Origin of the sequence: Campylobacter pinnipediorum subsp. pinnipediorum (assembly GCF_002021925.1) — a bacterium.
In the GTDB taxonomy this organism is placed as follows: Bacteria; Campylobacterota; Campylobacteria; order Campylobacterales; family Campylobacteraceae; genus Campylobacter_A; species Campylobacter_A pinnipediorum.
This window is the reverse complement of sequence record NZ_CP012546.1, coordinates 1,745,575-1,758,396: the sequence shown is the minus strand read 5'-3', so window position 1 is coordinate 1,758,396 and position 12,822 is coordinate 1,745,575. Positions and strand designations below refer to the sequence as shown.

The following is a 12,822-nucleotide window of genomic DNA, read 5'->3' as shown; positions in this document are numbered from 1 at the left end:
ATTATCCTTTTACGACCAAATTTACAAGTTTTTCTTTTATATAAATTTCTTTAATTATCTCTTTGTTTTCTATCCACTTTGAAACTTGTTCTTTAGCTAATTTTATTATATCAGCTTCGTTAGTTTCATTTGAGATCTCAAACTCGGCTCTTTTTTTGCCGTTTACTGTAACTGCTAGTTTAAAGCTATCTTTTACAAAAACTTCATCTAAAATTTTAAGTTCACCAAAATTTGCTCTTTTAAATAGCTCTTCGCTCAACTCACAACATATATGAGGAACTATTGGTTCTAGTAAATTTAGGATTATATAAATTCCCTCTGTTGTTACTTTTTCGTTTGATTGAGCATTTAAAGCATTTAGAGCTTCCATACAAGCTGCTATAAGTGTATTAAAAGTAAAGCTTTCGTTAAATACATCTTTTGATTTTTTTAGCGCTTCATAGACTTTTAGTCTAGCATATTTTTCTTCTTTGGTTAAAGAACTGTGATCTATGCTTGGTATTTTATCTGTTTTTATTGCACTCATTGACTTTTCCCAAAGTCTATTTAAAAACCTATAAGAGCCTTCTACTGCACTATCGTTCCAGTCAAGTTCTTTTTGTGGAGGTGCTGCAAATAGTATAAACAACCTAGCCGTATCAGCACCATATTTATTTATAATACTATCAGGGTCTACTACATTTCCTTTACTCTTGCTCATTTTAGCACCATCTTTTAAAACCATTCCTTGTGTTAATAAATTTAAAAACGGTTCATCATTGCTAAGTAATCCCAAATCCCTTAAAGCTTTTTGGAAAAATCTGGCATAAAGTAGGTGCAATATAGCATGTTCTATACCGCCTATGTATTGATCAACATTCATCCAATAATCAACACTTTGTTTATCAAAAGCACAATCTTCCCAAGTCTTATGATCGCTTGCATATCTTGCAAAATACCAAGAACTTTGGAAGAATGTATCCATTGTATCAGTCTCCCTTACAGCATCTTTTCCGCATTTTGGACATTTTGTAAATTTCCAAGTAGGGTGCTTATCTAGTGGATTTCCCTCTCCTGTTATCTCAACATCATCTGGTAATGCAACAGGTAGGTTTTGTGTATTTTCAGGCACTGCACCACAGTCTTTACAATGCACAACAGGTATAGGAGCGCCCCAGTATCTCTGGCGAGAAATTCCCCAATCTCTAAGTTTGAAGTTCGTTACTCTTTTGCCTAAATTTTTATCTTCAAAATATGATATTATTTTTTCTTTTGCCTTTTGGCTGCTAAGGTCATTTATAAGAGGAGAATTTATAGAAATTCCATAATCACTATTTGCCTTTGTGCTATCACAATTTTCATCTAAAGACTTAACAACAGGTTTTATAGCAAGATTGAATTTATTTGCAAACTCAAAGTCTCTTTGATCATGAGCTGGAACAGCCATAATGGCACCACTACCATAATCAGACAAGATAAAATTTGCAACCCAAACAGGTATTTTTTCATCAGTCAAAGGATGGTTTACATAAATTCCTAAGAATACACCATCTTTTTCACTTGCTTGTCTCTCTCTTGGGCTTTGGTTTAATATGGTTTTTATCTTGGTTTTTTTATCGTCATCTAATAAATTTAAATCAAGTAAAGTTTTTACGATAGGGTGTTCAGGAGATAAAGCTGTGTAACTAACTCCATATATAGTGTCAGGCCTTGTTGTAAATACACTAAAACCATCAAATTTGTTATTTAGTTTTTTTTGTGATTCATCATCTAAGAAAAGTTTAAACTCAAGGCCGTAGCTCTTGCCTATCCAGTTTTCTTGCATGCTTAAAACTTGGCTTGGCCATTTTCCTTCCAATGTCTTTAAATCATCAAGTAGCTCATCAGCATAGTCTGTTATTTTTAAATAATACCCTGGAAGCTCTTTTTGTATTACTTGATTGCCACATCTCCAACAACAACCATCTTCAACTTGTTCATTTGCTAATACTGTCTGATCGTGTTCGCACCAGTTTACGATAGCACTTTTTCTATATACTAAGCCTTTTTCAAACATCTTTATAAAAAAGCTTTGTTCCCATTTTGTATATAGTGGATCAGATGTAGCTAGTTCTCTATTTTTTGAAAAAGAAAGCCCTAGACTTGCAAGCTCTTTTTTCATATAGTCAATATTTTCATAAGTCCATTTTTTAGGATGAATTTTATGCTTTATAGCAGCATTTTCAGCAGGCATACCAAAGCTATCAAAACCGATAGGATGAAGCACGTTGTAGCCTTGATTTCTATAATATCTAGCAAATGCATCACCTATAGAATAATTTCTTACGTGTCCCATATGTATCCTACCACTAGGATAAGGAAACATACTTAAGATATATTTTTTTGGTAATGTATAATCATCTTTTGGCTCAAACTCGCCAGTTTCCTGCCATTTTTCCTGCCATTTTTTTTCTATTTTTAATGGTTTATAAGCCATTTTAACTCCTAAAATTCTTCTTGTGCTTTGTTTGATTCGACTAAAACCAAAGCTAGTGAAAATACATTTGCTATAACCGCACCTATTACAAGTGAATATGCAAGTGTCATATTTGCATTAACTTGCAATACAACAAATGCCGGTATTAGGTGTAAATCCGCAACCAAAGAACTTGCAAAAAGTTCGGCTGATAGTATGTTTCTAACACCTATTTTAAGCAGTGTTGATACTAAATTTATACTAGCAGCGACAAATAAAGCGATTTCATTTTTATCATATAAAAACTCAGCAGCAGTAGTAAGGCTCATAAGAGCGAAAAATACATATACAACTTTACCCCAATTCATTTTGACTCCTTATACCACACCTTTTTCAAATTTTGCTCTCTCTCTTTCACGTTCTCTTTTTTGTTTTAGTTTTTCATTTAGTCTGTTTCTGTATTGTTCAACACTAAAATTTAGCCATATAAGAAAAGCTGAAGCTATATAAACAGAGCTTAGTGTTCCTACAAGGACACCAACCATAAGTACAAATGAAAATCCGCTAATCATATCTCCACCAAAGTTATAAAGAATAAATACAACTATAAATGTAGAACTTGATGTTAGTATCGTTCTTGATAGGGTAGATGATACGGATTCGTTGATTATCCCAGCTATATCATTTCTCTTGCTTGTTGTGATTCCTTCTCTTATCCTGTCAAAGATGATTATTGTGTCATTTAGCGAGTATCCAAGCACTGTTAAAATCGCTGCCAATGTGTCTAAGTTTACATCTATAGCAAATAAAGATATAGCCCCCATTGTTATTATGATATCGTGAATTTCAGATATGATCGCAGCTATGGCAAATCTCCATTCAAATCTTAAAGCAATGTATATCAAAACCGCACCAAAAGATATAAAAATAGCCATAAGTGCTTTACTTCTAAGCTCTCCACCAACCTTTGGTCCAACCACATCAACCCTTCTAACTTCAACATTTCCTGTATCTTTTAAGAGTTGTTTTACAGTATCTCCAGCATCAGAACCTATATCAGAACTAGAGCCTAAAAAACGAACTATTATTTCGTGTGTGTCTTTTTCATTTCCAAATTTTGTAACTGATGCATTTTTTAGTGTCTCATTTACAGCAAGTGCTTCTCTTACTTTATCTAATGAAACCTCTTTGTCGTATTTTAACTGTATAAGCGTTCCGCCCGCAAAATCTATACCGTAATTTAAACCTTTTGTGGTAAGTAAAAATATAGATCCAAAAAATAATATGGCAGAAAGTATGGTTGTAGGAATTTTAAATTTCATAAAATCATAAACTTTAGCCTTTGTAAATATCTGCATTATCAACCTTTTATATATATTTTAGTCTCGTTTGTAGCCAAACCAAAGTCTTGTACTTTTGCTTTTTTCTATCTTATCCATCAAAAAGTCAAAAAATCCGTGTGTTCCAAGAATAGCAGTTAGCATTGAAACCAATATACCAATACTCATAGTAACAGCAAATCCTTTTACTGGTCCTGTTCCATAAGCATATAGTGCTACAACTGTTATAAGTGTTGTTATGTTTGCATCTACGATAGCACTCATCGCATTTTCATAGCCTTTTTGTACACTTACTTTTATGCTAGCTCCATCTCTTAAAAGCTCTCTTATACGCTCATTTATTATAACATTCGCATCTACAGCCATACCTATCGTAAGGACTATACCAGCCATACCAGGAAGTGTTAGTGTAGCTCCAAATAGTGCCATAATAGCTACAAGGATTATTATGTTTGCAATTAGCGCTATATTTGCAAGAACACCTGAAAAACCATAATAAACAAGCATGAACAACACTATAAGTAATGAAGCTCCCATTAAAGCCAGCATACTTTTTTCAATACTTTCAGCACCAAGAGATGGTCCTATACTTCTTTTTTCTAACATTTTTACAGGTGCAAGCAGTGCCCCACTTCTAAGTGCTATTGCCACATCGTGAGCCTCTTCAACTGTAAAACCGCCACTTATTTGACCACTTCCTCCACCTATTCTTTCGTTTATAACAGGTGCTGAATATACCTTTCCATCAAGAACTATTGCTAGTCTATTTCCCACGTTTGAGCCGGTAAAATCACCAAAGATTCTAGCACCTTCTGAATTTAAAGAGAAATTAATAATAGGCATATTGTTTTGTTGAGAAAAAGCCACCCTAGCATCTGTAAGCATTGAGCCATCAAGGATAGGTATACTTTTTAAGACATATTTTATATTGCTGTTTTTTGAATCAGGATAGATTATATCTCCATAGCTTTCAGCTTCTGTTTTACTCATACTTAAAGCTCTATCTTGTCTTTTGTCATCAACTGCCATAAGTTGCAAATGTGCTGCTTTTGCTATCAAATCCCTAGCTCTTTGTTCATCTTCTGATGTTTTTATGCCGGGTAATTCAACTAAAATTTTATCACTTCCTTGTCTTGCAACAGTAGGCTCAGCTAGTCCAAATTGATCAAGTCTGTTTCTTATTGTTTCAACAGCTTGAGCTATCGCATATTCTATCGTTGCTGCTTTTTCTTCATCGCTTAGACTAAGTGTATAATCAAGGTCTTTTTTCTCAATCAAAATGCCTTTGATTGTTTTTAGCATTTCATCTATTTTTGGAGTTTCGTCAGCATCTATGAGTGAAAATTCTATAATTTCATCTTTTGTTCTTAGCTTATCAAGTAAAATATCCTCTTTTTTAGCATAATAATTTATGCTACCTGCTATTGATTTTATCTTTGAGTGTATCGCAACTTCTGTTTCAACCCCCAAAAGCATATGCAAACCACCTTGTAAGTCAAGACCAAGATTTATCTTAGCCCCTTTATCTGTTTGCAAAAAAGATGGAATTGAAAAAGAAATACCAAAAATAAGGGCTATTAAAAATATAATAAGCCTATACGTTACTTTACCACTTCGCATTGTTAAGCTTCGATCTTTTTAGCTACAAAATCTCTTGAAAGACGAACTATTACGTCATCGTTAAGTTTTACTTTGATAAAATCCTCTTCAGGTTTTATGACTTCACATATTAAGCCACCATTTGTTATTATTTTATCACCTTTTACTAGGTTTGAAATCATCTCTGCGTGTTGCTTTTGTTGCTTTTGTTGTGGTCTGATAACCAAAAAATAAAAAATCGCAAAAATCGCGACAAGAGGTAATAATGAGGTTAGTAAATTTTGTTCCTGCATTTTTGTTCCTTAATAGAAAATTTTTAAAGCAATATTTTACCACTAAAATTATAATAAAAGCCTTTGTAAGTGCTTTTTTAATTTCAAATTTTATTTTTTTAGCTATTTTTGATTATGAAATTTTAAATTTCATTTCACCTTTTTTGACTATTTTAGGGATTTATCTGCTTATAAATACAGATAGAATTGGCTTTTTCTTAACTGGTTTTTTTGTAGGAATTTTGTGGTTTTATTGGATAGGATTTAGTTTTATTTATTATGATATGAGTTATATGATTCCTATCGTTATAATCTTTGTTGGTATTGTTTATGGAGTTGTATTTTTTATAGCAAGTTTTCCAAGTTTTGTCTTTTTAAGAGCAGTAATGGTTTTTTTGATAAGTTATATTCATCCTTTTGGGTTTAATTGGTTTAATCTAGAAGCAACTTTGGTTTTAGGTGTGTTTGAGCCAAGCACAAAGGGTTTGATTTATATATTTTTATCGGCTTATTGTTTGAGATTTAATAAATTTTATAAACTTTTGTTTTTAATTCCTTTGATATTTGCTATTCAAATTGATACAAAAAAACCAAATTTTTTACCTTTTGATGTAGAACTTATTCAAACAAATATACCACAAGATAAAAAATGGGATAAAAGATACAAAAATGATTTTATAAATGAAAATTTAAAGCTTATAAACTCAGCTATAAAAGACAATAAAAAGCTTATTATTATGCCTGAAAATGCCTTTGCTACTTTTATGAATTTTGAAAAAGAGCTTATTTTAGAGCTTAAAAAATTATCTAAAGATATAACCATTGTAGCCGGTGCATTATCATATGAAAACAGACAAACTCATAACTCAACATATATCTTTGATGATGGCAAAATGCAAAAGATTGATAAATATGTCTTGGTTCCTTTTGGAGAGGAAATTCCACTTCCAAACTTTATGCGTGATTTTATAAATAAAAACTTTTTTAATGGAGCAAGTGATTTTAGACCAGCTAATGATGTGGGCGATTATGAGATAGATGGTGTTTGGGTAAGAAATGCGATTTGCTATGAAGCTACCACTGATAAAATTTATAAAAACAATCCAAAAATAATCATAGCAATAACAAATAATGGTTGGTTTAAAACAAAAAATATAAACTCAACAGAGCCGGTTTTGCAACATTTATTGCTTAAATACTATGCTACAAAATATGGCACTACAATATATCATAGTGTGAATGGTTCAAAAAGCGAGATAATAGTCCCAAAAAAAGGAATTTAACCCATTCTGCCTTTAAATTTTTTCTCATTACCCATATAAACAAAGCTAAGTACTTCCGCAACTGCTTTAAACATATTTGCTGGTATCATCTCATCTACATCGCAAAGCTTATAAAGTTCTCTTGCTAGTGGCGGGTTTTCTACTATCTCAACACCATTTTCAGTTGCTATTTTTCGTATTTGTAAAGCCATCATATCAACCCCTTTTGCTAAGACTACCGGCGCATCTTCTTTTGTTCTGTCATATCTGAGAGCTATCGCGTAGTGGGTTGGGTTTGTGATAACAACATCTGCTTGCGGGACTTGTTGCATCATGCGCTTTCTTCCGGCTTCCATTTGAGCTCTTCTTATCCTTGCTTTTACTTGCGGATCACCTTCCATTTGTTTGTATTCATCTTTTACCTCTTGTTTGCTCATTCTTAAATCTTTAAAGTATTGAAACCTTACTATTAAAAGATCAATAAGTGCTATAGCAAGCAAAACTATAAGCATAACTCCAATTAAGATAAGCATTTTTTCTTTTAGCCAAGATAGCTGATCAAACATCGTAAAAAATAGTGTTTTTGGAAGCTCTTTGATAAATTGTAAAAAAAAGTAAAATGCGATTCCAAAAACAGCTGAAACCTTGACAACTATCTTTATAGAGTCTATAACTTTTTTTAAAGAAAAAAGATTTTTTAAGCCCTTGATTGGATTTATTTTGTTTAAATCAGGTGTGATTGGTTTGGTTGTAAAAATAAATCCAAATTGCATTACAGATGCTAAAACACCTGCTATTGCTACACAAATACAAATAGGAAGCACCATAAGCAACATTCTAAAAAGTGTGTTTATTGTTATTTGGTGTGCTACTTTTAGGGTTATCTCTGTTCCTATTAAGCTTTGGTAATAATTATAAAGCGATACAACTTGATTTTTCATAACTCCAAGCATAGGTAATAACACACCAATAGCCACTATAAGAGTTATAAAGCCACTTATATCTTGACTTTTTGGGACGTTTCCGTCCTTTTTGGCATCTTCTATTTTTTTGGAGGTGGCTTCTTCTGTTTTTTCTTGATCTTCCCCAGCCATTATACCCTATCTAAATTAATTTATTTTTTTGTTATTATAGCTAAGTTTAAACCAAGTTAAAACAATAATAAAATTTATTTATATAAATTTATTGTCTTTTAATAATTTATATTTTATTATTGCAGGCTAAAATTATATTTCAAGGAGTTTAAATGAAAATTAAAAATGTGTTTTTTGCCTGTATTTTTTTACTCTCATCTTCGTTTGCAGATGATTTAAGAACACTTGCTTTAGAGTCTGGTTTGAAACCTATACCTTCAGATAAAAATGCTTTAGAACAGCTTATAAATGATGTTGCTCCGGATTCTAAAGAGTATCCATTTTCAGTAGATGCATATGAGCTTGGAAAAAAGCTTTATTTTGATCCTAGATTATCAAAATCAGGTATAATTAGCTGTAATACTTGTCACAATTTAAGTCTTGGTGGCGTTGATGGAGTGCCTGCTTCAACTGGACATAAATGGATGCCAAACCCTTCGCATGTAAATTCTCCAACTGTATTTAACTCGGTATTTAACTCAGTTCAGTTTTGGGATGGAAGAGCGGCTCATTTAACAGCACAAGCCAAAGGTCCTTTGGTGGCACCAGTTGAAATGGCTTCAACACCAAAGCTTATAGAGCAAAGATTAAAATCAATCCCAGCTTATGTATATGATTTCAAAAAAGCTTTTAATAGTGAAATAAAGTTTGATTTGGTAGCAGCAGCTATTGGTATTTTTGAGCGTAGTCTTGTTACTCCTTCTAAGTTTGATAAATTTTTAGAAGGCGACAATAAAGCTCTTAATGATATGGAAAAAAAGGGTTTAAAGACTTTTATAGATAAAGGTTGTGCTAGTTGTCATGATGGCGTGAATTTGGGTGGAACCTTGCAACCATTTGAAGTTGCAAATAAATACGAGTTTTCTAATATTGGTGATTTTAAAGGTGATAAAAATGGACTTGTAAAAACTCCAACTTTGAGAAATATAGAATTAACAGCACCTTATTTTCATAATGGTGTAGTATGGTCACTAGAAGAAGCTGTTAGAATTATGGGTAGTGTTCAGCTAGGCATTGATATAAAAGACAATGAAGCCAAAGATATAGCAATATTTTTAAAATCTTTAACAGGAGATGCCCCTAAGATAGATTATCCTATATTGCCAGCCTCTACAAAAACTACATCTGTTCCAGAACTTGATTATTAATTTTTCGGGAGATTTTTTCTCCTGAAATTTCTTTTTAAAATAAAAATTAATCTTAAATTTATAAATTTTTTAGTAAAATCAACCCCTTAAAATAACCAATAGAGCTCCCAAAATCTTTTCATTAGTAAAAGTGCTTTTTGGTAACTACCACATATAGAAGGGATAGCAATGTCAAAATATGCTATTATAAAACACGGTGGAAAACAATACAGGGTTAGCGAAGGTCAGTACCTAAACTTGGATCGTTTTGAAGCTAATGCAAAAGACAGCATCGAGATTACAGACGTATTGGCTGTAAATGATGGTGATGTTAAGGTAGGTGCGCCGTTTGTTAAGGGTGCAAAAGTTGTCTTAGAAGTTGTTAATTTAGGTAAAGACAAAAAAGTTATTATCTACAAAAAACGCAGAAGAAAAGACTCAAAATTAAAGCGTGGTTTTAGAAGACAATACACACGCGTTAAAGTAATAAGCATAGCAGCCTAAGGAGATAAGATATGGCACACAAAAAAGGTCAAGGTTCAACCCAAAACAACCGAGATTCTATCGGTCGCCGCTTAGGTGTTAAGAAGTTCGGTGGAGAATTTGTTAGAGCTGGAAATATCATAATTCGTCAAAGAGGAACAGCTACTCACGCTGGTAGCAATGTTGGTTTAGGTAAAGATCATACAATATTTGCTTTGATAGATGGATATGTAAAATTCGAAAGAAAAGATAAAAACAGAAAAAAAGTTTCTGTATATCCAGCTGCTTAATTTATAGAGGATTTTTTTCCTCTATAATTTTAAAAATCACTACCAAATTTCCATTTTTTCTTTATAAATATTATTTAATTCATTTTTGTATTTAAAACACTTGTTTTATAAATAACCAATTTTTTGCTATTTTAAACTAAAAAATCAAACACAACTAAGAGACTAAGATTTAAAATATTATTAAATTTATTCCTTGTATTGCAAACTTCTACAATATACTATAATTACTTTAAAGATGATATCAAGTGTGTTTAAATTGTGTTTTATTGTTTTGTTTAAAGTGAGTGTAATTAATGAAAAATTTTATAATTGCTAGCTTATTTGTTTAAATTATTTAAATTTTTCCAACACTCTGCTTATTATTGTAACTTTTTTTGGTTTTTATCATGTATCGTTTTTAAATATTGTAGTTTTTTGTTCTAAATATAATTAATTTTTTGAGAATACATTTAAAATATTTAAGAGATGATTTTTTAAAAGTATAAAAGTCATCTCTTTTTTAATGTATTAATAACTTTTTTGCTTAAAATCTTATATTTTTACAATCGGGTTCAAGCCCTAAATTACAAGCTTTGCTAAAGTATTCTTTAGCTTTAGTGTGCGGTCGCTTTACGTCACCATAACCATTTTGATACAAAACCCCTAAATTGTGGCAACTTAAACCATCATTGAAATCACAAGATTTAATATAGTATTCTTTGGCTTTGGTATATGATTGTTTTACACCTTGACCATCGTAATACAAAACCTCTATAAAACTGCAGCCTTCGCCATCATTTAAATCACAAGATTTTTCAAGATATTCTTTTGCCTTAGCATACGATTGCTTTACGCCCTAGCTATTAAAATATGAGATTGCTAAAATAGTACAACCAGAACCATTACCACTATCACAAGCTTTTTTATAATCATCAAAAACCGAGCCTAGGCTAAAACTAGTGACTAGCAATAAGGTAAGTAAGATTTTTTTCATAAGCATTTCATTGAAGTTTGATATAAATTTCTCGTAGTATAAAAACTACTCAACACTCCAATCAATCGGCTCTTTGCCTTGCTTTATAAGATAGTTATTTGTTTTTGAAAAGTGTTTGCAACCAAAAAATCCACCACGAGCAAGGGGGCTTGGATGTGGTGCAAAAAGCACTAAATGTCTATCTTTGTCTATTAAATTTGACTTTATCTTTGCGTAATTTCCCCATAGTAAAAAGACCAGCCCATCTTTTGTATCACTTAGCTTTTTTATAACAGCATCTGTAAAAATTTGCCAACCAAAGTTTGAGTGAGAATTTGGCATTCCTTCATTTACACTAAGGGTTGAGTTTAGAAGCAATACGCCTTGTTTTGCCCATTTGCTAAGATCTCCTGAGCTTGGCTGCTTGATACCCAAATCATCATAAATTTCTTTGTAAACATTAACAAGGCTAGGTGGTATCTTTTCGCCTTTTGGCACAGAAAAGCTAAGCCCCATTGCTTGATTTGGTCTGTGATAAGGGTCTTGCCCTAAAATAACTACTTTTACATTATCAAATGGAGTTAAATTAAAAGCATTAAATATAAGCTTACTTGGCGGATATACTTTGTTTTGCTTTTTTGCTTCTATCAAGCTTTGCTTTATTTTAGCAAAATAGGGGCTTAAAAATTCATCTTTTAAGCTATCTTTCCAGCCTTGTTCTATCTTAACATCTTGTAAATTTATATGCATTTATTTGCCTAAAAACATATCAGGCTTTAGTTTAATGACCATCAAAAAAGCACTAAGCATACTTTGCTCTCTTATATAATTTCTATCGCCTTTTAGTAGTAGCCTTTCAACCATACTCGTGCCATCTTTGTGAAGCACACCGACAAAAACTGTTCCTACTGGTTTTGAGTCACTGCCCCCATTTGGTCCAGCTATCCCGCTTATAGCTATACTAAAGTCAGATTCTGATGACCTTATAACACCACTAAGCATAGCTCTAACACACTCTTCGCTAACTGCTCCATAAGTGTCTAAGACTTCATCACTTACTCCAAGCCAAGAGTTTTTTATCCTATTTGCATAGCTTACAATTGAGCCTTCAAACACCCCAGAAACTCCATCATAATTCCCAAGTCTGCTAGCACACATTCCAGCTGTGCAAGACTCTGCAAAGCTTATTTTTATATCTTTTTCTATCAGCTTTTTTGCAATAAATTTAACTATATCTTTGTCATCTATCATCTTTTGTGAAAAGAGATTTTTCACACTTTGTTTAAAGCCATCTATGCTTCCAAATTTTTCAGCCCTTGTTTTTACTATTGTTAAATTGGGTAAAATTTCACTTAGATAAATTTGGACTTTATATGGTTTTGCGAGTGGCTCAAGCAAAATTTTTGCACTCTCTTTATCTATATCAAATAGGTTAAAAAATGAGATATTTTCAGGTTTTTTTATCAAAATTTCTGCCATTTTTTCAGTTGGATTTGCTTGTATTAGATTTATTTTTGTGTTGTTTAGCTCTATCACAAAGCTACCGTTTGAGCTATCTAGTGCATTTTTTGTAGCTATTGTGTTTTGTTCGGTTAATTCAAGCACATCAGAACTAAGAGTTGCTAGTATTTTTGCCATAAAGTCATAACTTTCATCTGAAGCAAAAATGCAAAGAGAGTCTTGGTCTTTTATTAAATTTTCAACTATAAATAGTATCTCATTATCACTTTTTGATACAAAATTTATGTCTCCCACTTCGCCAAAATGTTCCTCATAACTATCATAAATATAGCTTAAATGTTCTTTGTTTACACGCAAATCATCACCAACTATAAGCATTCTATGTTTCATAATTTTACCCTTTAATTTTAATCTATTATATCAAATAAAAAATAAAAAATAAATTTTTTAAGCCCTATATAACAGAGTT

Annotated in this window: 14 protein-coding genes and 1 pseudogene; 4 read left to right on the top strand and 11 right to left on the bottom strand. The window is 31.9% G+C overall.

What is annotated here, in order from left to right; genetic code table 11:
* Nucleotide 1 precedes the first annotated feature (1 nt).
* The 5 genes from leuS to yajC are packed head-to-tail and all read right to left on the bottom strand — an operon-like array spanning nt 2 to nt 5,666.
* Nucleotides 2–2,455 carry a leucine--tRNA ligase gene (leuS, locus tag CPIN17260_RS08920; RefSeq protein WP_078406293.1) on the bottom strand — a complete coding sequence of 818 codons (2,454 nt, stop codon included), beginning with the start codon at nt 2,453–2,455 and terminating at the stop codon, nt 2–4.
* Between the two features lie 8 nt (nt 2,456–2,463).
* Complete coding sequence (locus tag CPIN17260_RS08915) at nt 2,464–2,802, bottom strand: DUF6394 family protein (protein WP_069633414.1); 339 nt, start codon at nt 2,800–2,802, stop codon at nt 2,464–2,466.
* Nucleotides 2,803–2,811: 9 nt separating this feature from the next.
* The gene (gene secF / locus CPIN17260_RS08910; RefSeq protein ID WP_069633415.1) at nt 2,812–3,792 is read right to left on the bottom strand and encodes a protein translocase subunit SecF; all 981 of its coding nucleotides are present in this window, start codon (nt 3,790–3,792) and stop codon (nt 2,812–2,814) included.
* 21 nt (nt 3,793–3,813) lie between these two features.
* Nucleotides 3,814–5,394 (bottom strand): protein translocase subunit SecD, encoded by a 1,581-nt coding sequence (gene secD, locus CPIN17260_RS08905; protein WP_069633416.1) that lies wholly within the window; start codon nt 5,392–5,394, stop codon nt 3,814–3,816.
* A gap of 2 nt (nt 5,395–5,396) precedes the next feature.
* Nucleotides 5,397–5,666, bottom strand: a complete 270-nt coding sequence (gene yajC, locus CPIN17260_RS08900; protein WP_069633417.1) for a preprotein translocase subunit YajC — start codon at nt 5,664–5,666, stop codon at nt 5,397–5,399.
* Here yajC and CPIN17260_RS08895 point away from each other — a divergent pair.
* Nucleotides 5,639–6,928 carry an apolipoprotein N-acyltransferase gene (locus CPIN17260_RS08895; RefSeq protein WP_078440907.1) on the top strand — a complete coding sequence of 430 codons (1,290 nt, stop codon included), beginning with the start codon at nt 5,639–5,641 and terminating at the stop codon, nt 6,926–6,928. The two genes, yajC and CPIN17260_RS08895, sit on opposite strands and share 28 nt — an antisense overlap.
* Here CPIN17260_RS08895 and flhB read toward each other — a convergent pair.
* Nucleotides 6,925–8,001 carry a flagellar biosynthesis protein FlhB gene (flhB, locus tag CPIN17260_RS08890; protein WP_078398310.1) on the bottom strand — a complete coding sequence of 359 codons (1,077 nt, stop codon included), beginning with the start codon at nt 7,999–8,001 and terminating at the stop codon, nt 6,925–6,927. The genes CPIN17260_RS08895 and flhB overlap by 4 nt on opposite strands.
* 152 nt (nt 8,002–8,153) lie before the next feature.
* Between flhB and CPIN17260_RS08885 the strand changes: the two genes are divergently transcribed.
* The 3 genes from CPIN17260_RS08885 to rpmA all read left to right on the top strand — a co-directional run bounded on the left by CPIN17260_RS08885 (nt 8,154) and on the right by rpmA (nt 9,940).
* The gene (locus tag CPIN17260_RS08885) at nt 8,154–9,188 is read left to right on the top strand and encodes a cytochrome-c peroxidase (protein ID WP_078440906.1); all 1,035 of its coding nucleotides are present in this window, start codon (nt 8,154–8,156) and stop codon (nt 9,186–9,188) included.
* 168 nt (nt 9,189–9,356) lie between these two features.
* On the top strand, nt 9,357–9,671 hold the full coding sequence (gene rplU / locus CPIN17260_RS08880) for a 50S ribosomal protein L21 (RefSeq protein ID WP_069633407.1): 315 nt from the start codon (nt 9,357–9,359) through the stop codon (nt 9,669–9,671).
* An 11-nt stretch (nt 9,672–9,682) separates the two neighbouring features.
* Complete coding sequence (gene rpmA, locus CPIN17260_RS08875) at nt 9,683–9,940, top strand: 50S ribosomal protein L27 (RefSeq protein ID WP_034968623.1); 258 nt, start codon at nt 9,683–9,685, stop codon at nt 9,938–9,940.
* Between the two features lie 523 nt (nt 9,941–10,463).
* Here the strand turns inward: rpmA and CPIN17260_RS08870 are convergent.
* From CPIN17260_RS08870 to CPIN17260_RS08860, 5 genes and pseudogenes are all read right to left on the bottom strand, one after another.
* Entirely contained in the window at nt 10,464–10,685 is a 222-nt protein-coding gene (locus tag CPIN17260_RS08870; protein ID WP_226996943.1) for a tetratricopeptide repeat protein, read from the bottom strand.
* A 30-nt stretch (nt 10,686–10,715) separates the two neighbouring features.
* Nucleotides 10,716–10,772: pseudogene (locus tag CPIN17260_RS09610) on the bottom strand (hypothetical protein); the annotation flags it as partial.
* Nucleotides 10,773–10,775: 3 nt separating this feature from the next.
* Nucleotides 10,776–10,913, bottom strand: coding sequence for a hypothetical protein (locus CPIN17260_RS09255; protein WP_153300810.1), 138 nt, complete (start codon nt 10,911–10,913; stop codon nt 10,776–10,778).
* Nucleotides 10,914–10,958: 45 nt separating this feature from the next.
* A complete protein-coding gene (ung, locus tag CPIN17260_RS08865) occupies nt 10,959–11,642 on the bottom strand; it encodes a uracil-DNA glycosylase (protein ID WP_078440905.1) in 684 nt (227 codons plus the stop codon).
* Entirely contained in the window at nt 11,643–12,743 is a 1,101-nt protein-coding gene (locus tag CPIN17260_RS08860; RefSeq protein ID WP_069638223.1) for a CinA family protein, read from the bottom strand.
* Nucleotides 12,744–12,822: the final 79 nt, after the last annotated feature.